This window comes from Kitasatospora sp. NPDC098663 (genome assembly GCF_044760075.1).
Lineage (GTDB): Bacteria > Actinomycetota > Actinomycetes > Streptomycetales > Streptomycetaceae > Kitasatospora.
On sequence record NZ_JBIWAP010000043.1, the window covers coordinates 59378 to 79154 of the forward strand.

Below are 19777 nucleotides of genomic sequence, written 5' to 3' on the forward strand. Positions count from 1 at the left end.
CATGGGCGGCTCGAACCCGACGCCCCCGGTCCTTACGGCGCCCCCGGCGCCCCCGGTGCTGCTGGTCGTCTACGGCCGCGGCTCGGCCACCGCGCGCGGGATCCTGACCGCCGGGCGGCGGCTGTGCACGGCGGTCTTCTTCGGCGACCTCGGCGACCCGAAGGTGGCCGCCGACCTGGCCCAGCTGCCGAAGTCGGCCACCGTGGTGGACACGGCCGGCCTGACCGAGGAGCAACTGTGCGACCGGGCCGCCGAGTTCGGCGCCGCCGGAGTGATCACCTTCAGCGACCACCTGCTCCGGACGGCGGCCGCCGTGGCCGCGCGGTGCGGCGTGCCGTTCCACGACCGGGCCACCGTGGAGGTCCTGGTCGACAAGTTCCGCCAGCGCGAGGCCCTGGCGGCGGCGGGCGTACAGGCCACCGCCTGCCGGACGGTCCACTCCGCCGCCGACCTCGGCCCGGCCCTCGCCGCCACCGGCCTGCCCGCCGTCCTCAAGCCCCGCTCGGGCGCCGGCAGCGTGGACACCTGCCTGGTCCGCAGCGCCGCCGAACTGGCCGACCGGTACGCCGAGTTCACCGAAGGCGCGGCAAGTCCGGCGGTGTTCGTGCTGGAGGAGTACCTGGTGAGCGACCCCACCGTGGTGGGGGAGTTCTGGGGCGACTACGTCTCGGTCGAGTCCGCGATCCGCGACGGCGAGATCCGCACCGTCGCCGTCACCGGCAAGCTGCCACTGGCTCCCCCGTTCCGGGAGACCGGCTACTTCACCCCGGCCCTGCTCCCCGCCGGCCTGGCCGACGAGGTCGTGGCCCTGGAGCAGCGCGCGCTGCGGGCGCTCGGCATCCGCGAGGGCGTCACCCACACCGAGATCAAGTTCACCCCCGACGGGCCGCGGCTGATCGAGGTCAACGGCCGCCTGGGCGGGCACGTCTCGGACGTCCTCAAGCGCTCCGCCGGGACGGACCTGCTCGCCCTCGCCCTCCGGCTGGCACTCGGCGCGTTCGACCCGCCGGAGCCGGTGCTCGCCCTGGGCACGGACTGCCCGAAGGTGGCGTTCCAGTACTTCCTCTCCCCGCCCGCCGACGGCCTCGCCCCCGGCCCCGCCGAGGTGCTCGACGGCCTCCAGCACCTCCCCGGGGTGGACCTGGTGGACGCCCGGATCGACCCGTCCTGGCGGGCCGACTGGCGGGCCGGCACCGAGTGGCTGATCGGCACGGTCTACGGCTCGGCCCCCGGACACCCCGAGCTCCGGGTCACCGTCGAGGGCATCCACCGCACGATGGCCGACTTCTGGTCCTGACGGCTCCCTGAGCCCCCCTGCCCCGACCCCGGTCCCCTTCGCCCCGCCCAACCTCGCACCCCTGGAGTCAACTTGCCGCGGCGCATACGCACAGCCACCCACGCGGCGGTGGCAGCCGTAGTCTCCGGCCTCGTCCTCGCGCTGCTCGCGCTGGGCATCGGGCCCGTCCCCGCCCTCGGAACCGCCCTCGTCCCCGGGGCCGGGGCGTGGGACTCCGCCGCCGGCGCCGAACTCCCGCACACCGAGACCCTCACCCTGGCGGGCCTGAACGCGCCGGTGACGGTCGCCTTCGACGACAACGGCGTCCCCACCGTCAAGGCCGCCTCCGACACCGACCTGTTCCAGGCCCAGGGCTACCTGCACGCCCGCTTCCGACTCGCCCAGCTCGACCTGGAGCGGCGCGCCGGGCGCGGACGCCTGGCCGAACTCAACGGGCCCGGGAGCGTCGAGTCCGACCGCTTCGAACTCCAGATGGGACTCCTGCGCACCGCCGAGGCCACCTGGGCCGCCACCGCGCCCGACAGCCCGGCGGGCCGCGCCCTCACCAGCTACAGCCGGGGGGTCAACGCCTGGATCTCCGAGCTGCGCCACAACGGGCAGTGGCCGGCGATCTTCTCGCTCACCGGGGTCTACCCGGCCGACTGGACGCCGGTCGACAGCCTGGTCATCCAGGAACTCCTCACCCAGAGCATGGACTTCACCAGCACCCCGCTGGACTACGCGATCTTCCGGGAGTCCCTCGGCGAGGAGCGCACCATGGACTGGTTCCCGGTCCACGCGCCCAACGACCAGCGGCCGTACGACGTCGGGCCCTACCGCGACCTCGGCATCGCGCCGCTGCCCGCGAACGTCAACACCGCCGGGCCCGACACCCCCGCCGCCGCCAACCGGTCGCAGCCGCGCCCCGCGCCCGTCACCCCCACCGGGAAGCCCGACACCGCCGGGGAGGCGACCGCGGCCCACGCCCTGCTGGACACCATCCGCGCGCTCCCGGCCACCCAGGTCCACACCTTCCCGGACAGCAACGCCTGGGCGGCGAACGGCCCGGCCGTGGCGGGCGGCAACGCGATGCTCGCCGGCGACCCGCACCTGCCGATGACCCTGCCCTCGTACTGGTACCAGATCGCGCTGTCCTCGCCGGAGACCGACGTCACCGGCGCCAGCATGGCCGGCATGCCCGGCGTGCTGATCGGCCGCAACGCCGACATCTCCTGGTCCCTGACGGACGGGCAGAACCAGTCGACGGTCTTCTACAGCGAGCAGACCAGCCCCGACCACCCCGGCCAGTACTTCTGGAACAACGCGTGGCACCCGATGCAGCGGGTGGAGTACACCATCCCGGTCCGGGGCGGCGACACCGAACACCTCGCCGTGGACCTCACCGTGCACGGACCGGTCCCGACCCGGGCCGGGCAGACCACCTCGGTCAGCTGGATGGGCAACATCCCCTCCCCCGACCTGGCCGTCCTGCTCTCCGTCAACAAGGCCCGCGACTACCAGGAGTTCCGCACCGCGCTCGCCGACTGGCACGCCCCCACGCTCAACTTCGCCTACGCCGACGGCGGCGGCAACATCGGCGTGGTCGCCGCCGGGTACTTCCCCCTGACCAAGGGCGGCAACCCCTGGTTCCCGCTGCCCGGCACCGGCGAGTACGACGTGGTCGGCGCCATCCCCTTCGACGCCACCCCGCAGGTCTACAACCCGCCGAACCACGTGGTCGCGACGGCAAACCAGCGCCCCGTCTCCGCCGACTACCCGTACTACATCGGCACCACCCTCAACGCCTTCGACAACGGCTACCGGGCCAACCGGATCTACCAGTACCTGGAGAGCCACCAGGCGATGACCAGCGCGGACTTCACCACCCTGCAGAACGACGTCACGGACTACCTCGCCACCGTCATCCTGCCCCACCTGAAGACCGCCCTGGCCGACCAGAAGCTCGACCCCCGCCAACAGGCCGCCCTCGACGTCCTGAACCGCTGGGACCACACCATGAAACCCGGCGTCGCCGGCGGACCGATCTGGTGGACCTTCTGGAACGACTACCTGGAGACCACCTTCCAGCCCTGGTGGGACCACGCCAAGGTGCCGGTCGAACGCGACCGCCTGTACCTCAAGGTCTCCAGCGCACTCCCCAGCCTCGACGAGAACCTCGAAGCCTGGACCCTGCACGACCCGACCAACCCGGCCTTCACCTCCCCCGGCGGCCCGACCCGCACCGCGACGGACGCCATGCGCACCGCCTTCGCCCAAGCCGTCTCCGAACTGTCCCAGGACCTCGGCAACGACCCCGCCACCTGGACCTGGGACCGCGTCCACACCCGGCAGATCCCCTCCCTCACCGGAGCCGAAGCCCTCGGCTACGGCCCCGAGCCCGCCGAGGGCGACCGCTGGACCGTCAACGCGGCCGACGGCGGCATGAACTCCACCTTCGGCCCAAGCTGGCGCATGGTCGTCGACTGGAAGGGCCCGAACACCGCCACCGCCCAGGCCGTCTACCCCGGCGGCCAGAGCGAGAACCCGGCCTCACCCTGGTACCGGAACTTCATCCCGTACTGGTGGGAGGGCCGAAACCCGCCGCTGCTGATGGCCGCCGACCAACCCGCCTCCACCAAGGTGTGGACCCTGCGACCGGGAGCCTGACCACCATGACGCAACCCCGACACCCCGCCCCCGCCCTCCTCCTCTCCCCCCTCCTCCTCACCCTCCTTGCCACCGTGGTCACAGCCCTCGGCTCCCTCTGGTCCCTCTGGTACCTCCCCTTCCTCTGCGGCCTCGCCCTCGGCGCAGTCACCGCCCTGCGCGGCCAACGAGCCCGCACCGCCGTCCTCACCGCCACCACAGCCGCCCTCGCCGGCTGGGCCGCCCCCCTCCTCTGGCGCACCGCCACCGGCGAAGCCGTGGCCGGCACCGCCCGCACCCTCGCCGCCCTCGCCGGCCTCCCGCCCCTCGCCTCCCTGATGATCACCGCAACCCTCCTGATCAGCCTCCTCCAAGCCCTCCTGGGCGTCTGGCTGGCCCGCACCACCACCGCCACCCTCCACCCCACCCCCTGACCCCCCCAACCAACCAACACAAACGATGGCCCGGCCCCCTCAGCGGCCCGGGCCATCGCCGTTCCGCGATCTCAGTTCTGATCTCGTCCTCGCCATCCTCGGCGAAGCCTCCATCGGCTCCAACCTGCGCCGCATCGAAGCCCTCCCCGGCCGCGACCCGAGTCCTCGGCCAGTAGGACCAAGCCACCCGGCGCAGGCTGTCGGCCCCCTCCACCAGGGGGCCGACAGCCCACACCTTCGTCCTTGGTCACACCCCGCCCCCGAGTCCCGACTCACACATACCCCCGCCTGGGCCGCTCTCCCGGAGGGGATCGGGCCGGCGCGCTGAAGCTGCGCGGAGAACCGCAGCCCGCGCACGGGGCTTTCGCAGCACGGGAAGTCGGACCGGCCGACTTCCCGTGCTGAGGGCGGGATCCGCAGGCGCTCCCCTAAGATCCCACGGTGAGGATCTGGACGGAGCGCCCTGCCAAAGCCGACGTCGAAGCGGTCGTCCGTCGCTACTTCAGTCTGCTTCGAGCCGGCCGGATCCCCGAGGCCGAGGAACTCGTCGATCACACCTCGGTCCGGCACGTGCTCAAGTCGCTATGGGCCGGCTCGGTCAAGGCGAACGCCGACGAGAAAAGGAACCAGGGCGAGGGCGAGGTGAGCGCCAACCCTGCTGCCGACGCGTGGGAACAGGACTTGTCCTGGCTCCGCGAACTCGATCTCGCCGACTTCCACTGGGGCCACGAGGGCACCGGTTTCTACGTCGAGATCACCTACCGCGCGCAGATCATCGAGGTGTCGTTGAGCTTCTGGGTCAAGCCCACCGACGCCGGCTGGGTCCTCGCGGGGCCGGCCACCCTCTGGTAGGGGACGAACAGAAGAGCAGCTCAGACGGTCGTCGACTGGATCTGGTGCGGCATGTTCCAGCCCTCGGCGAGCCTCGACGGGTGAACGTTTCCTCCCCCGCCGAAGAACTCGCAGAACTTCATGATCAGCGGGTCCCAGCCGAGCGGGTCCACGTAGTGCGTCCCGGGGATGACGAGGCTCTCCTCGACATGGGCGCGAAGGACCTCGACCTCGAAGGCGGTGGCGTGCGGCTCGGGACCGCCGAAGGGGTGGGCCGAGACGACCTTGCACTCCAGCTGGACCGGGCATTCCGCGACCCTGGGGGGCCGGACCAGGTCCGACGCCTGCTCGGTCAGCTGCGCGACCGAGAACTTGTCCGGCTCGTACCGGTAGCCCTGCTTCACCTTGTAGTCCGCCACGACCGGCTTCCCGGTGGTGAGCGCGATCCGGTCGACGGCATCGACCATCGCCGACGAGGGCAGGTTGAGCACGCACTCGCCTTCCCGCCGCAGGTTCGCGGTGGTCTGGCCGTTGTTGCCGAGACCGAGCATGCAGGACTGGCCGAGCCACCACACCGAGGACATCGGCGCGAGGTTCGCCGTGCCGTCCTCGTTGAGTGAGCTGATCAGCACCACCGGAGTTCCGAAGTACAGGACCTTGAGCCCGGGGACGACGTGCATGCGCTGTGCCTTTCGCGAAGTGCTGGACGAACAGGTCCGCGATCAGGAACACGAACCGTCGCCGACTCTCTCGTGGGCGAGACACCTGCGCTGGCGGAAATGCGACACCGCGTTTCGGCCGCGCCCGGTCGACGGCGGCAGCGACGCCGCTACGGTCCGGGTTCGGTGCGGTCGAGGACGGCGTCCGCTTCGCTGAGCATGCGCCGCCGTTCGGCCAGAACGCCGTCGAACGCGGTGGCGTTCTGCTGGATCAGGGTGCGCTGGACGGCGGTCTCGGCCTCGTTCCAGATCCGGACGAGCCCGGTCTCCTGTTTGCAGGCGACGTCCGCGAGGGCGGTCGTCCGTTCCTCGCCGGTGGCTCGTTCGGACGGCCAGGTGCCGGTCCGCAACGGCGTCGCGTAGTCGTATCCCGCCCGCTTCATGCACCGGGACCACGCGGTGACGACGGCCACGACCTCCGGCGTCTTCGCCGACTGCTCGAAGGACTCCTGGTTGGCCGACCGGACCACGTAGGCGTCTCCCGGGTAGCCGGTGGTGCCGGTGATCCGCCGCGCGGCGGACTCCTGGCAGCCCTGCGGGCCGGTGAGCGCCTTCGTCTGTGCCGGGGAGAGCGGTGCCTGCGTCGGGGCCGGGTGGTCGGGCAGGTGGTAGCCGACGGTGCGGGCGCCGGTGGCGCTGGTCAGACCGTAGCGCCGTTCGTACCGGCCCAGTAGGGGGGCCTGGACGCCTGCCGGGGCGGGCGGTTGGAGGCCGGCGCTTCGCAGGCAGTCGGCGACCAGTCGGTCCAGGGCGGTGTGCAGCCGGGCCTCGTCGGCGGGCGGGAGGAAGTACGGGTCCAGCGGCAGGGAGATGACGGCGGGGCCGTCGGTGGCGGGGCCGGGTGTGACCTCAGGTGTGACCTCAGGTGTGACCCCGGGTACGGCCTCCGACGTGACGGCGGCGGCGGCGGGCGGCGTACCGGTGGCGCCCCCTCCGCTCGTGGAAGTGGAGCAGGAGGCGAGCAACAGGCAGCAGGTGACGACAGCTACGAGCGGGGCGGCGAGCCGTGGTGCGTTCATGGTGACGTGGCCTCGAATCTCTGCGCCGCCGGGCCGTCCGACCAGTCGGACGGCCCGGCGGGGTGCTGCTGCGGTCAGCCGTTGACGAGGAACGAGGCGTCCTCGTTCTTCGTCCTCACCAGGTTTCCGTTGCCGCAGGCCACAATGAGGTCCGAGGGCCCGGACCAGTTCTCGTTGTAGAACACCTGGACGCTGCCGACGCAGTGGCCCGGGTACTGGTAGGTGGCGGAGGCCGCGTTGTTCTTCACCGCGGTGCCCTGTCCGGGGCCGGGCGTCAGGAACGCGCCGGCGTTCGCGAGGTTGTCGAAGCCCTTGAACCCGGTGCTCAGGTCCCAACCGGCCACCGAGCCGCTCTGGTTGCCGTTGTACCAGAGGCAGAAGGCCCTGGCGCCGAGGCAGTTCGGGTTGTTCGGCGCGGCCTGCGCGGCGGGCGACACGGCCAGCGTCGCGGTGGCCGCCGTCCCCGCGAGCAGCAGGGTGGTGAGGATGCGTCGAGTCTTCATGGTCTTCCTCCTGGAGTCCGAACGCCCCGAGGCGGGCCGGATCCCGGCTCGGGTGCGTTTCGGTGCGATGGGTACGAGGGGCCGGTCCATCGGTGCCGCCACGTCCCCCGTTCGTGGCGGTGGTGCCGCCGGCCCCCGGCTCCGTCTTCGGGTTCCCGGTCCGGCACGCCGCCGTGGGGGGCCGCGTCACGGGACCTTGAAGTGTCCGAAGATCCGATGGAGACTCCACCGTGCGGGTCAATTTGATTGTCCATCAACAAAAAACCGATACGGCCCAGGTGAGCCGCGGACAATCCCGCTTCGGCCGCCGGACAGGACCGGACAAAGGGTCGGACAGGACAGGAGGCACGGTGGGTAGTGCTGGACGACCGCAAGGACAGCTCAAGGGAGAGACGGAACAGGCGAACGCCCTGGCCCGGTTCGTACGGGAGGTGACGGGCGGGGCCACGGTCCGCGAGCTCGCTCGGCGGTACCCGGCCGGCAAGACCAGTTGGAGCGAGTACCGCTCCGCGGAGAAGGACATTCCGTGGCACCTGCTCGAACGGCTGGTCCACGACTGCGCGGTGGACCCGCAGGCCCGAACGGTGTTGCTCGTCCGCGCCCGCGCCCTGCACGAGCAGGCCGGCCGGGCGGCGGCCGGGACGGCCCCTTCGCACGCGGAAGCGCGGTCGGCCGCGCGGCAGGCCCTGGAACGGGCCCGGCAGGCGCAGCGCCAGGCCGAGGCGGGCGTGGCCCAGGCCGAGGAACTGATCCGCGTGCTGGTGGCGATCGTGGCCGAACTGCGGGGTGAGCTGAGCGCCGGCACCGAGGACGGGACGGCTCCCGGCGGACGGGTGTCGGACGGCGGGTACGCGGCGCAGTCGCGGCGCTCCCGGCTGCGGGAGGCGACGCGCTGCCTGGCCGAGGTGCGGCGCATCAGGGAGAACGCGCGCCAGGCGCAGCGGACGGCGGGCTGGGAGGAGGACACCGTCGGGCTCCTGGTCGACCAGGAGCGGGCGCGGGCCCAGGAGGACGGTGGTCAGCAGCCGGGTGCGGAGCTGGTGGTGGACGGCGGGGTCCAGGCGCACCTGCCGGTGCTGCGGCGCTTGGAGGCCGACCTCGTGGAGGTGCGGGAAGCACTGGCCGACCAGTGCCGGGAGGTGAGCCGGATGGTCCGGCCCACCGCGGCCGGGTCCGGAATTGTCCGCGGCGAACTGGTCCGGGCCCCGGACAACCCGCCGACCAGCCCGCTCGCGCTCGGCCCCCCGCCCACCGGCCCCGCGGTCATCAGCCCCACGGTCATCGGGCCTCCGCTCGTGGGGCCGCTGCGAGGAGGGCCCGCCGATGCGCGGCGGCGTCGTACGGCCCGGACCGGTGCGGCCATGGGGGCGACGGCGGTGCTCCTGGCCGGGGCACTGGTGTTGGCCGGAGTGCTGGTGGGCCTACGGCTGGGCACGGCGCCCGCCCCCGTCGACGCGCTCGCCCGGGCGGCCGGCGCGGGCGCAGGCCCCTCGGCACCGGCCGGGGACAGCCCCTCGCCGTCGGCACCCGGTACGCCGCCGACCGCCCCACCGCCCATCGCACCGCCCATCTCACCGACCGCCTCACCGGCCGTCCCACCGGCCGTCCCGCCGGCCGTCCCGCCGCCCGCCTCACCGGCCGATCCTCGGACCGCCGGACCGGGGAGCGCGCCGCTGGTACCCGCACCGGCCGGTACGCCGACCCCCACCGCGGGGTCCGGCACCCCGCCGGAAACCGTCGCCCCCTCCCCTTCGGACGGGAACCGCACGCCCATGAAGTCCTCGCCGCCGCCCGGCTCCGTATCGCCGCCGACGACGGAACCCTGGACGCCCGACCGGCTCGGCGGCACCCCGATGGTCCCGCCGACGGGGCCCGTCTCCATCAAGAACGGCAACAGCCTGCAGTGCGTGGCCACATCCGGCGGCACCCGGGAGGAAGGCCAGGAAGCCCAGCAGTTCCCCTGCGGGGACTACCCCGACCACTTCTGGGAGAGCCAGAAGACCTTCACGGACGCCGAAGGCAACACCTACTACCGGCTCGTCAGCTACAACAGCGCCCTGTGCCTCGCGGTCCAGGACTCCAGCACCGAGGCCGACGCCCGGGTGATCCAGTCCACGTGCAAGAACGACCCCGGGCAGTCCTGGAGAATCGAGAAGTGGCCGAAAGGCATCCGCTTCGTCAACGGCAACAGCCACCAGTGCCTCGCCGTCACCTACGGCAGCACCGCCCCGCGCGCCCCACTGATGCAGTACCCGTGCGGAAACTACCCGGACCACTACTGGAGCTACGGCCCGCGCCGGTAGCGGAGCAGTCCCCACCGGCCCGCACGGCAGGCAGAAGGGCCGCCCCGACGAGGGCAGCCCTTCTGCGGGTTCTCGGGCCCCGGCCGAGCTCCGGGTGCGCGCACCCGGCGGCAGGGGCCTCTCGTCAGTTCCGGGTCTGCTGCCGGGAGGAGGTGATGAACTGCAGCAGGTGTTCGTTGACCAGGTCGGGGCGTTCCAGGTTGAGGCCGTGGCCGGCCCGTTGCACGATCTCGGCCCGGACTCCCGGGATCAGTGCGGTGACCCGCTGGAGGACGTGGCGCGGGCGGAGCAGGGCGCTGCGCTTGCCCAGCAGGACGAGGGTGGGCAGGCGGATGGAGCGAAGTTCCTCGTCGGTGAACGGCCTGGCGGCGGGCCGGGTGTTGGGCTTGTAGCCGCGCATGCCGAGCATCAGGGGGGCGATCATCTCGGGCGGCGAGCTGAGTGCAGGGTTGGCGAGCAGGCGCCCGAGCGCGGGGCGCAGCGGCCGTGGGGCGAGCATGCCGAACAGGCCGCCGATCATGTGGGCGTAGAACCGGGCGGGGACCTTCTCGATGCCGCCGGGGTCCATCGGTGCGATCGACGCGAGGCGTTCGGGTGCGTGGATGGCCTGGTTGAGGGTCAGCCACCCGCCGTAGGAGAGGCCGACCAGGTGGATGCGGTCGAGTCCGAGGCCGGCGAAGACCTCGCCGAGCCAGGCCGCGTTCTCCTCGGAGCCGGCCGCGACGGCGCGTTGGACGCTGCGGCCGGGGTCGTCGAGCGTGTCGATCGCGTAGACCGGGTGGTGTTCGCCCAGGGCGGCGATCTGCGGGTACCAGTTGGACGGGTGTCCGGCGTGGCCGTGCAGCAGCACGATCGGTTCGCCGGTTTCGGGTCCGTAGTGGTGGACGTGGACGGTGCCGTAGCTGGTTTCGACGTCGAGTTCCCGGCGGGGGGCCGGCCACAGCTCCATCGCGCGGTCGTAGGCCTCAAGGAACTTCGTTCGGGCTTTCTCGCTGACGAAGTGTCCGACGCTGGTCCTGGTCATGGTCCCTCCCGGTGCTCGGAATGCACGAAACAGCAGCGCTTGATGGTATGTTTGTACCATAAAAACGTCTGGAAGGAAGCCGATGCCGAAGCTGGTGGATCACGAGGAGCGGCGGGCCCACATCATCGACGCCCTGCTGCGCACGGCGGCGGACACCGGGCTGCACGCCGTCACCATGCGGTCCGTCGCGATCGAGGCGGGTGTCTCGGTGCGGCTCGTGCAGTACTACTTCGACACCAAGGAGCAGTTGCTGCTCGCGGCGCTCACCCGCCTGGCCGCGCGGATGGGCGAACGGATCCAGGAACGGGTCCAAGGACGGATCCAGGAACGGGTCCAGGGACGGACCCAGGCACGGGCCCGGGACCGCGCCGGGGCGGCCGGGCCCTCGGCGTCACCGCGCGACATCGTCGAGGCGGTCCTGCTGGAGTCCGTGCCGACGGACGAGGAGAGCCGGACCTTCCACCTCGTCTACACCGAGTACGCGGTGCTCTCCATCACCGACCCCGCACTCGCCGGGCAGTCGTTCCTCGCGGCGCCCGACGAGATGGAGGACTTCCTGGTCGGCCAGTTGACCGCCGCCCGGCAGGCCGGGGACACCGATCCGCGCATGGACGCCCGCCAGGAGGCCGTCGTCCTCCTGGCGGCCTCCGCCGGCCTGGGCCTGAGCGTCCTCCTCGGCCAGCGGACGGCGGACGACGCGGTGGCGGTCCTGCACTACCACCTCGGCCGGCTCTTCACCGGCTCGTAAGCCCTCGACGGCGGCGGAAGCAGCCGCCAGCCGTGGGCGCGGCCGGGCCGGGGGCGTCAGAGCCGTTCGGGAACGGGATTGCCGACGGCCTCGATGGCGCGGCGGACGGGGACCTTCAGCAGGAGGACGAAGCCGATGAGGAAGAAGACCAGCAGGGAGATGATCGCCGAGCGGTAGCTGCCGGTGATCTGGTAGGCGAGGCCGAAGACCAGCGGGCCCATCCAACTGGTGCCGCGGTCACTGACCTTGTAGACGCTGAAGTACTCGGCTTCCCGGCCCGCCGGGATGAGGTGGGAGAACAGCGAGCGCGAGAGCGCCTGGCTGCCGCCGAGCACCAGGCCGATCATGCAGGCCAGGGCGAAGAACCAGACGGGCTGGTGGGCGGGCATCAGGTACCCGAGGGCGAGGGTGGCCACCCAGCCGACCAGGGATCCGAGGACGGTCCGCTTGGCGCCGTAGCGGCGGGCGATCCGGCCGAGGAGCAGCGCGCCGCCGATCGCCACGATCTGGACGAGGAGCACGGCGGCGACCAACGAGGTCTGGTCCATGCCGAGTTCCTCGCTGCCGTAGAGCGAGGCCTGGGAGACGACGGTCTGGATGCCGTCGTTGTAGCAGAGGAAGGCGCCCAGGTAGAGCAGCGTGAGCGGGTACTGGCGCATCCCGCGCAGGGTGCGGGCGAGTTCGCGCAGGCTGCCGGCGGCGGGCCGGTCCGGCGTGGCGGAGGGCTGGTCCTGCGTGGCGACGGGCCGGTCCGGCGTGGCGGAGGGCTGGTCCTGCGTGGCGACGGGCCGGTCCGGCGTGGCGGAGGGCTGGTCCTGCGCACCCGGGGTGCGGCCGGACACGACCGGGGTGCGGTCGGGGGCCGCGCCCGCCCGGGAGGGCAGCCGCAGCATCGGGACGATCGTGAACAGCGCCCACCACAGGCCGGCCGAGGCCAGGCAGATCCGCACGGCGGTGCCGGAGGACAGGCCGAGCGCGTCGTGGCCCTGGAACAGCGCCAGGTTGGCGATCAGCAGCAGTCCGCCGCCCGCGTAGCCGTAGGCCCAGCCCTTGGAGGAGACCGCGTCGCGCTCGTCGGGGGTGGCCAGGCCGGGGAGGTAGGCGTAGGAGAGGGCGACCGACACCGCGTACGCGATGTTGGCGACCACCAGCAGTGCGCCGCCGAGGAGGTAGCGGTCGCCGTCGAGGAGGAACATCCCCATCGTGGCGACCGCGCCGACGTAGGCGAAGCCGCACATCAGCTCCTTGTGCCGCCCGGTGCGGTCCGCGACCGTGCCGGTCAGCAGCATCGCCGCGACCGAGAGCAGCACGGAGAAGGAGACCGTGTACGGGAAGAACGATCCGGCGCACACCGACAGTCCGAACGGGTGCACGTCGCCGGCCGCGTCGGCGGCGTTCTTGGCGACGGTCGTCAGGTACGGCCCGAGGAACACCGTCAGGACGGTGGCCGAGAAGGCGGCGTTGGCCCAGTCGTTGATGTACCAGCCGAACCGTATCCGGCGCAGGGCGCTGTCGTCGGCGGCGGCCGCCTCGCGCTCCGGCGGGCCGTCCGGCAGATCGTCCGGGAGGCGGTCCGGCAGGTTGTCCGTGGTGCTCGTCATGGGGATCCCGTCACCGTGCTGGAACCGGGGCTGCCGTCACTCCAGCAGCCGCGCTCGCCGAGGACGTCCCGCAGGACGTCTATGCGATCGGCCATGATGCCATCCACACCGAGGCCGAGGAGAGCCCTGATCCGTGTGGGATCGTCCACAGTCCAGACGTGAACCTGGAGGCCGAGGCGGTGGGCGGCGCGTACGAAGGCCCGGTCGACCACCCGGACGCCCCGGTGCCGCTCGGGCACCTGCGCGCACACCCCGGCGAACGGCGCCCCGGACCCCGCCCCGGCGAACGGCGCCCCGGACCCCGCCCCTGCGGACAGCGACCCGGACCGCGCCCCACGCCCCCGCAGCAGCGGCCCGACCAGCGAACGCAGCCGCAGCCGGGCCACCTCGCGCGGGCCGAGCGAGGTCGCCAGCCGGGGGCCCGCGGCGGCGCGGACGGCGGCGAGGCGGCTGTCGGAGAAACCGCCGACGCAGACCCGGTCCCAGGCGCCGGTCCGGCGGATCGTCTCGACCAGCGGCCCGACGGCGGCCGCCGCCTTGACGTCGACGTTGAAGCGGGCCCGGGGGAACGCGTCGAGCAGGTCCTCCAGCAGCGGCACGGGCTCGGTGCCGCCGATCCGGGCCTGCCTGACGGTGTCCCAGGGCAGGTCGGCCACCGCCCCGGTGCGGTCGGTGACCCGGTCGAGGCGGGTGTCGTGAAAGGCCACCAGCACGCCGTCGCGGGTGGCGTGAACGTCCGTTTCGAGGTAGCGGTACCCGAGGGCGACGGCGGCCGCGAAGGCGGCGAGCGAGTTCTCGGGGTGGCCGAGGTCACCGCCCCGGTGCGCGAAGGCGAGCGGCCCGGGGTGGTCGAGGAAGGGGTGCATGTGGTGCTCCGAGCTGCTGGGATGCGCGTTACAGTATTACGCACCCTGTCAAGCAGTAACGCCGGTAACGCCAGTAGTCCCATCAGTGCCATCAGCACCAGCAGTACCGCTACCGCCCGGATCGTCGACGTGGCGCAGATCGTAGAGGTACGACTTGCCGGCCTTCCAACTGCGCCAGGGGCCGAGCGGAGGGAGCGGCTCATGGTCGTCCGTCCGCCCCGCCAGCGGCCCGGAGTTGGCGGCCCCGTCGGCACCGACGGTGCACCAGCCCCGCTCCGGCAGCCACCGGCACCACACCTCCAGGTCCACCCGCCTGTACGACGGCCTGCCGTTGAACACGCCGTCCGCGTGGAAGTGGTACACCAGACCGTCCAGGCGGCGAACGAACTCGATCGACACGACGGCTCCCCCCGTCAAGACACCAAGAACGGCCAGGCTACGCCGCGAGCCCGGCGGAGGCGGCGAAAGTGCGTTGCACCGCCGCCGACCTGACACCTAGGCTCACGCCCATCGACGTGTAGCTCAGCAGGAGAGCACCGGGCTCTGGACCCGGAGGGCGCAGTGGCGGCGGCGCTGACCGTAGGCCTCCTGACCGCGCTGGTGGTGGCCGCCGTGACCGGCGCCGGCGCCCCGCCGCGGCACCGGATCGCGCTGCAGGACCGGATCGGGGACCAGGTCCATCTCCCGGACGACGGTTCGGTCCAGACGGCACGCGCCGGCTACCAGCAGCGGATCAGGGCGCTGAGCCCGTACCGGGAGCTGGCGGTGGGCGGTTACGGCACGACCGGATCGTCCAAGACCACGCTGCTGCTGGTCGGCCTGACCGGGGCCTTCGCGGAGCCCCAGCGGGAACTGGACAAGTACTTCGGACGGCTGGCGGCCTCGGACGTGTTCGACGACACGGTGACGGAACGCCAGGACTATCCGACAGGGCCCCTCGGCGGCGCGTTCGAGTGTGCGGTGCTCACCTACCCGTCCACGTCCGAGACCACCTGCGTGTGGGCGGACGGCAGCACGGTCGGCATCGTCGTCGACAGCACCGGCGAGAGCTCCCCACCGGAACTGGCCGAGCGCGCCCGGGACATCCGCACGGCCGTCGAGGTCCGGGCCGAGGACTGACCCGCGCCCACAAATCACCCGATCGAGTGAAGGTCGAACGCTCTCCGCCCATTCGGCACCCCGTCACCGATGATGCGCTTGGCGCGACACGGGGGCGCCCGCCATCCTGCGGGCGCCCCCGCGATCCGTGCCGTCCATCCGCCGACGAACCCCGGAGCACCCATGCGTCGCCCCACCACCGCCGCCGCAACCGCCTTGACCGCCGCCATAACCGCGGCCCTGCTGACCGGACCGGGGGCCGCCGTCCCGGCCCACGCGGACACCGCTCACCTCCCCGTCATCCTCATCCACGGCCGCAACGCGGACCCCGGAGTATGGGGCACCCTGATGACCGGCCTCCGCTCGAAGGACGTCCCGGCCTTCGCCTGGAGCTACGACACCTCCCGGTCGACCAACGAGGTCCTGGCCGGCGAACTGACCCGGTACGTCGACAACGTGCTGAGCCGGACGGGCGCGGCCGAGGTGAACATCGTCGCCCACAGCCTGGGCAGCCTGCCGAGCCGCTGGTACATCAAGTTCGACGGCGGCAACCAGAAGGTCGCGAACTGGATCTCCCTGGCCGGCCCCAACCACGGCACGTCCCTCGGCTACCTCTGTGCCCTCTGGGACCAGGGCTGCAAGGACATGACGCCCAACTCGTGGGTCATCAGCCACCTCAACCAGGACACCGAGACCCCGGGCCCCACCCGGTACACGACCTTCTGGTCCCCCGAGGACGAGCAGATCTCCCCCACCACCAGCACCAAGCTGAACGGCGCCACCAACATCGAGACGGACGGCCTGAAGCACAACGACTTCCTGACGAACCCCGGCGTCCTCGACAAGGTCACCGCGATCCTGGCCGGCTGACACACGGCCACGCCATCACCCCGGCACCGCCGGCCACCCGCCGTGTACGGATCCCCGGCGCGGTGGCCGGTCCTGCCGCAACAACGGCGCGGCAACGGCGCGACAACAGTGCGACGAGCACAGCATGAATCAGCGCGCGAACCCGGACAATCCCTGGGCCAACAATTCGGGCGAAATCACCGAAATGAAAAAGGTGGAGATAGGAATCGAACCCATCTAAACGGCCCTGCAAGCCGTCGCCTCGCCACTCAGCCACTCCACCGCGGCAACGAGGGAAACATTACACGAGCATGAACGGGGATTCCTCGGCAACGCCGAGCTTTCACTCCATAAGACCCTTAATGCGTCTAGTGCTATTTCTCTCGACATGGTGTCGACAGGGGCCGTCGGGCCACCACGGAAAAGTCGCGGTGCGCTAGCCTGTGCCGATATCTCCGACCCGATGGGATTTCACTGATGGCCGTCGAGGAATCACGGTTCACCCGCACCACGGAGCTGCGCTGCGGAACCGCTGCGAACCGGTGCCAGTACAAGAGCCTCCCCCTGCGCGACCTTCCCCCTCTCGGTGTCGTGCGCCGCGCCCGGATCGTCCGCGAAGGCCTGCGTGAGCGCCGCGCCGCCGTCCCGACGCCCGGCCGGCCCTCCCGCTTCACCGAGGGGGACTGGGTCCGGGTGAAGGACGAGGCCACGGTGCGCGCCACCCTCGACGCCAAGGACCGCCACCGCGGCCTGTGGTTCACCCGCAGCCAGTGGTCGTTCTGCGGCGGCGTGTACCAGGTCGAACGCATCGTGCGCCGCATGATCGACGACCACTACCGGGTGCGGCGCCTGTCCGGCACCGTCGCCCTGGCCGGCGCCACCTGCCACGGCGCCGACGGGGCCCAGGGCTGCGGACTGGACTGCGCCCTGCTGTTCCGCGACGAATGGCTGGAGCCCGCCCCCGCGCCGGTCCCCGCCGCCCGGCCCGCCGCACTCTGGGCGACCGTGCGCAGCCTCCCGGAGATCCACGCCACCCTCGACCCCGACGGGCGGCTGGACGGCGTCCCCTTCCAGCCGGGCATGGAGCTCCACGCCGACACCCGCCACAGCGCCACCGAACTGCGCCACCGCTCCCTCGCCTGGTGGCAGCACCCCACCAAGGGCCGCTGGTTCATCCTCAACGGCCTGCGCTGCGGCGGCGAACCCCTCGCCACCGGCTGCGACCGCCGCTGCGCCCTGCTGTGGCACGAGTCCTGGCTGCATCTCGAACCCGCCGCCACCGCCCACTGACCTCCCGCCACCGCCCTCCGACCGCCGACCTGCCGGGCACCGCACTCCGCGGTGCCCGGCAGGTTTTCGTCACCGGCAGGTCCTCACCGGCAGGTCCTCACCGGCCGTCAGCGCCGCCAGCGGTCACGCACCAGCTTCGCGGCCAGGTGCAGCGGCCCGTCCCGGTCACCGACGTAGCAGCGGGGAAGCGCGTACACCCCGCTGTGGACCCCGGGGCTGACCGCGCACCCGTACCCGTAGCCGGCCTGCGCCACCGCCTCCACCGCGGCGGCGTCGAGCGAACCGTACGGGTAGCAGAACCCTTCGACCGCCTGCCCCGTGAGGTCCTCCAGCACGCGGCGGCTGTCGGCGACCTGGGCCGCCAGCTCCCGCGCGCCCAGCCCCGCCAGCCGCCGGTGCGTCAGCCCGTGCGAGCCGATCTCCAGCCCGGCGGCGGCGGCCTCGTGGACCTGGCACGCCGTCATCAGCGGCTTGCGCGGGCCCTGCCGATCCCAGTCGTTGTATCCGCCCAGCCGGTCGGCCACCACGTAGACCGTCGCCGTGAAGCCGTACTCGGCCAGTGCGGGCATCGCCTCCTCCACGAAGTCGCGGTACCCGTCGTCGAAACTCAGCCCCACCATGCCCGCCGCGCTGCCGCCCCGGTGCGAGCGCATCAGGGCGCCGACCGACACCCCGCGCAGCCCGCGGGCGGACAGCCAGCGCAGCTGGCGGCGAAAGCGCGCGGGGTCGACGGTAATCAGATAGGGATCCTCACTCGTTGACGCCACCGAGTGGTACATCAGCGTCCACGGAAAACGCCCCGCACCTCCATCGGCCGCTTCTTCCGGACTGTTGCGTGGTCGAATGATTCGCATGTTCTGCTCCAGCTGTCCGGCGGTACCGCCTGTGCAGGTGGCCTTCAGGGAAATTGCATTCTGGCAGCGTCGTACCCGGCTTCCATTCGCGCCAGGCGACTCCGCCCCATTTCACCCGGATGCCAGCCCAGAAGTCGCCGACGAGTGCCCGGCCCGCACCGCCCGAATACCGGTTCCGCCCCGTCCGGAACCGGCCGGCGTTTCACCCGGCCGCGACGGCGGCCGGTGCCCATGCGGCGGCTCTGGCGGCAGCGAGCGCGGCCCGGACCCGCGCGGCGCCTGCGGAGGCGATTCCCGTCGTGCGGCTGTCGCCCGCAGGGCGGCTGACGAGGCCCGCACACGCGCGACAGATGCCGGCGTGACCAGCGATTATCCGGATCCGCCCGCTGCTGTGACCGACAGTGCCGCAGGACGTCGGCGGCCGTGCTTCCCACTCATGACTGTTGAACACTTGACAGTCAGATGACTGATGCCGCGTATGCGCCGAGTGGATCACTGTGGTTTCGACGGCCGGAACGCCCATCGCCCCGGCCTCCCGTCCCCACTCCCCCGTCCCCACGGGTTGATCTTCCGAGGAATCCCCATGAACTCCGTACGCACCAGGTGGCGCCTGGCCGCCGTCACCGTGACGACCGCGCTCGCCGTCCTGATGTTCTCGAACTCCTCGGCGTACGCCGTGGCGCCCGGTGAGAGCACCAGGTGGGCCAACGAGATCGAGGACAACGTCCCCGTCGCGGCGAGCGGCATCATGGGCGAGGCACGCGCCGACAACAGTGACCTCATCCAGGTGTGGCGCGGGGCCGACAACGCCAACATGTACCTGTCGCTCGACCACGGGCGGCCGATGACGCTCGCCGGCCAGACCAACGCCAGCCCGCAGGTCGTCTACGTGGGCGGGACGCAGTTCATGCTGTTCCACACCGGCACGAACGGGTTCATCTTCTTCAGCGTCCTCAGGGTGAACGTGGCGAACAACGGCCAGCGGTACCTGCAGATCGGCGACTGGCGCCAGGTCGGGAACGACGCCCGGACGAACGACGGCCGCCCCGTGGCCGCCGTCGCCCTGCCCCACAACAACGTCTACATGGCCTACCACGGTGCCAACAGCAACGAGATCTGGGGCATGACCTTCAACATCCCGGGCAACTACTGGGACGCCCCGCTCCGCACCTTCGGCGCCACCAGCGACTCCTCGCCGTCGCTGGCCTTCAGCCCCAACAACAACCACATCCTGCTGGCCTACCGGGGCACGGACAACCGGGTGAACGTCATTCGCGCGAACTACCAGTCCCAGCAGTGGTACGGGCGTTCGATCCTCGACGGCGTCCTCACCGACTCGCAGCCGGCCATCGGCATCACGCCCAACGGCTGGGGCCAGGTCGCCGTCCGGGAGCAGGGGACGGGCCTGCTGCACATGGAGGACATCTCGGACACCGGCGCGCGCGGCAGCTGGGTGCGCGAGTCCAACAGTTTCACCTCGCCGTACGGGCCGCGGCTCATCATGGACGCCTACCGCGCCTACCTGGTCGCGACGGCCTGGGGCGGGTACGTCTTCTGGAAGCAGTCCCGTCAGTACTGAGGCCCTACCGGGACCTGAGGTCCTACCGGAGCCCGCGGAGTGGGGGGGGGGGGGCCCCCCCCCCCCCCCCCCCCCCCCCCCCCCCCCCCCCCCCCCCCCCCCCCCCCCCCCCCCCCCCCCCCCCCCCCCCCCCCACC

General features: G+C 72.0%; 18 protein-coding genes and 1 tRNA gene. 10 read left to right on the forward strand and 9 right to left on the reverse strand.

Translation table 11 applies throughout. From position 1 onward, the window contains the following. Nucleotide 1: 1 nt before the first annotated feature. The 4 genes from ACIQVZ_RS33750 to ACIQVZ_RS33765 all read left to right on the forward strand — a co-directional run bounded on the left by ACIQVZ_RS33750 (nucleotide 2) and on the right by ACIQVZ_RS33765 (nucleotide 5208). Nucleotides 2-1297, forward strand: coding sequence for an acetyl-CoA carboxylase biotin carboxylase subunit family protein (locus tag ACIQVZ_RS33750; protein ID WP_402455329.1), 1296 nt, complete (start codon nucleotides 2-4; stop codon nucleotides 1295-1297). A 108-nt stretch (nucleotides 1298-1405) separates the two neighbouring features. Continuing rightward, nucleotides 1406-3943, forward strand: a complete 2538-nt coding sequence (locus ACIQVZ_RS33755; protein ID WP_402455332.1) for a penicillin acylase family protein — start codon at nucleotides 1406-1408, stop codon at nucleotides 3941-3943. Nucleotides 3944-3948: 5 nt separating this feature from the next. Continuing rightward, nucleotides 3949-4356 (forward strand): hypothetical protein, encoded by a 408-nt coding sequence (locus ACIQVZ_RS33760; protein WP_402455335.1) that lies wholly within the window; start codon nucleotides 3949-3951, stop codon nucleotides 4354-4356. Between the two features lie 441 nt (nucleotides 4357-4797). Beyond that, nucleotides 4798-5208 (forward strand): hypothetical protein, encoded by a 411-nt coding sequence (locus tag ACIQVZ_RS33765; RefSeq protein ID WP_402455338.1) that lies wholly within the window; start codon nucleotides 4798-4800, stop codon nucleotides 5206-5208. 20 nt (nucleotides 5209-5228) lie between these two features. Here ACIQVZ_RS33765 and ACIQVZ_RS33770 read toward each other — a convergent pair whose 3' ends face one another. The 3 genes from ACIQVZ_RS33770 to ACIQVZ_RS33780 all read right to left on the reverse strand — a co-directional run bounded on the left by ACIQVZ_RS33770 (nucleotide 5229) and on the right by ACIQVZ_RS33780 (nucleotide 7428). Next, nucleotides 5229-5867: a flavin reductase family protein gene (locus ACIQVZ_RS33770; protein WP_402455341.1), complete on the reverse strand. Its 639-nt coding sequence runs from the start codon at nucleotides 5865-5867 to the stop codon at nucleotides 5229-5231. Between the two features lie 149 nt (nucleotides 5868-6016). Then, on the reverse strand, nucleotides 6017-6925 hold the full coding sequence (locus ACIQVZ_RS33775; protein WP_402455343.1) for a hypothetical protein: 909 nt from the start codon (nucleotides 6923-6925) through the stop codon (nucleotides 6017-6019). 74 nt (nucleotides 6926-6999) lie between these two features. Next, the gene (locus ACIQVZ_RS33780) at nucleotides 7000-7428 is read right to left on the reverse strand and encodes a hypothetical protein (protein ID WP_402455346.1); all 429 of its coding nucleotides are present in this window, start codon (nucleotides 7426-7428) and stop codon (nucleotides 7000-7002) included. A gap of 350 nt (nucleotides 7429-7778) precedes the next feature. Between ACIQVZ_RS33780 and ACIQVZ_RS33785 the strand changes: the two genes are divergently transcribed. Further along, the gene (locus ACIQVZ_RS33785; RefSeq protein ID WP_402455349.1) at nucleotides 7779-9731 is read left to right on the forward strand and encodes an RICIN domain-containing protein; all 1953 of its coding nucleotides are present in this window, start codon (nucleotides 7779-7781) and stop codon (nucleotides 9729-9731) included. A 124-nt stretch (nucleotides 9732-9855) separates the two neighbouring features. On the opposite strand, the gene ACIQVZ_RS33790 is transcribed toward ACIQVZ_RS33785, so the two are convergent. Beyond that, complete coding sequence (locus ACIQVZ_RS33790) at nucleotides 9856-10755, reverse strand: alpha/beta fold hydrolase (protein ID WP_402455351.1); 900 nt, start codon at nucleotides 10753-10755, stop codon at nucleotides 9856-9858. Between the two features lie 82 nt (nucleotides 10756-10837). Here ACIQVZ_RS33790 and ACIQVZ_RS33795 point away from each other — a divergent pair, with 82 nt between their 5' ends. Further along, entirely contained in the window at nucleotides 10838-11503 is a 666-nt protein-coding gene (locus ACIQVZ_RS33795; RefSeq protein ID WP_402455354.1) for a TetR/AcrR family transcriptional regulator, read from the forward strand. A gap of 56 nt (nucleotides 11504-11559) precedes the next feature. Here the strand turns inward: ACIQVZ_RS33795 and ACIQVZ_RS33800 are convergent, their stop codons facing one another. From ACIQVZ_RS33800 to ACIQVZ_RS33810, 3 genes are read right to left on the reverse strand one after another with little or no spacing between them, the layout of a single operon-like run. Beyond that, nucleotides 11560-13104: an MFS transporter gene (locus ACIQVZ_RS33800; protein ID WP_402455357.1), complete on the reverse strand. Its 1545-nt coding sequence runs from the start codon at nucleotides 13102-13104 to the stop codon at nucleotides 11560-11562. After that, nucleotides 13101-13970 carry a glycerophosphodiester phosphodiesterase gene (locus ACIQVZ_RS33805; RefSeq protein WP_402455360.1) on the reverse strand — a complete coding sequence of 290 codons (870 nt, stop codon included), beginning with the start codon at nucleotides 13968-13970 and terminating at the stop codon, nucleotides 13101-13103. Before ACIQVZ_RS33805 ends, ACIQVZ_RS33800 begins: the two co-directional genes overlap by 4 nt. Before the next feature lie 48 nt (nucleotides 13971-14018). Next, nucleotides 14019-14369: a hypothetical protein gene (locus ACIQVZ_RS33810; protein ID WP_402455363.1), complete on the reverse strand. Its 351-nt coding sequence runs from the start codon at nucleotides 14367-14369 to the stop codon at nucleotides 14019-14021. Nucleotides 14370-14531: 162 nt separating this feature from the next. On the opposite strand from ACIQVZ_RS33810, the gene ACIQVZ_RS33815 reads away from it, so the two are divergent. Beyond that, complete coding sequence (locus tag ACIQVZ_RS33815) at nucleotides 14532-15089, forward strand: hypothetical protein (RefSeq protein ID WP_402455366.1); 558 nt, start codon at nucleotides 14532-14534, stop codon at nucleotides 15087-15089. 162 nt (nucleotides 15090-15251) lie between these two features. Continuing rightward, nucleotides 15252-15938 carry an esterase/lipase family protein gene (locus ACIQVZ_RS33820; RefSeq protein WP_402455368.1) on the forward strand — a complete coding sequence of 229 codons (687 nt, stop codon included), beginning with the start codon at nucleotides 15252-15254 and terminating at the stop codon, nucleotides 15936-15938. A 191-nt stretch (nucleotides 15939-16129) separates the two neighbouring features. Here the strand turns inward: ACIQVZ_RS33820 and ACIQVZ_RS33825 are convergent. Then, a tRNA-Cys gene (locus tag ACIQVZ_RS33825) sits at nucleotides 16130-16200 on the reverse strand. Between the two features lie 194 nt (nucleotides 16201-16394). Here ACIQVZ_RS33825 and ACIQVZ_RS33830 point away from each other — a divergent pair. Then, nucleotides 16395-17207, forward strand: a complete 813-nt coding sequence (locus ACIQVZ_RS33830; protein WP_402455371.1) for a hypothetical protein — start codon at nucleotides 16395-16397, stop codon at nucleotides 17205-17207. 107 nt (nucleotides 17208-17314) lie between these two features. Here ACIQVZ_RS33830 and ACIQVZ_RS33835 read toward each other — a convergent pair whose 3' ends face one another. Beyond that, entirely contained in the window at nucleotides 17315-17974 is a 660-nt protein-coding gene (locus ACIQVZ_RS33835; protein ID WP_402455374.1) for a polysaccharide deacetylase family protein, read from the reverse strand. Nucleotides 17975-18644: 670 nt separating this feature from the next. Here ACIQVZ_RS33835 and ACIQVZ_RS33840 point away from each other — a divergent pair. Next, nucleotides 18645-19640 (forward strand): hypothetical protein, encoded by a 996-nt coding sequence (locus ACIQVZ_RS33840; RefSeq protein ID WP_350878889.1) that lies wholly within the window; start codon nucleotides 18645-18647, stop codon nucleotides 19638-19640. The last annotated feature ends 137 nt before the right edge of the window (nucleotides 19641-19777 follow it).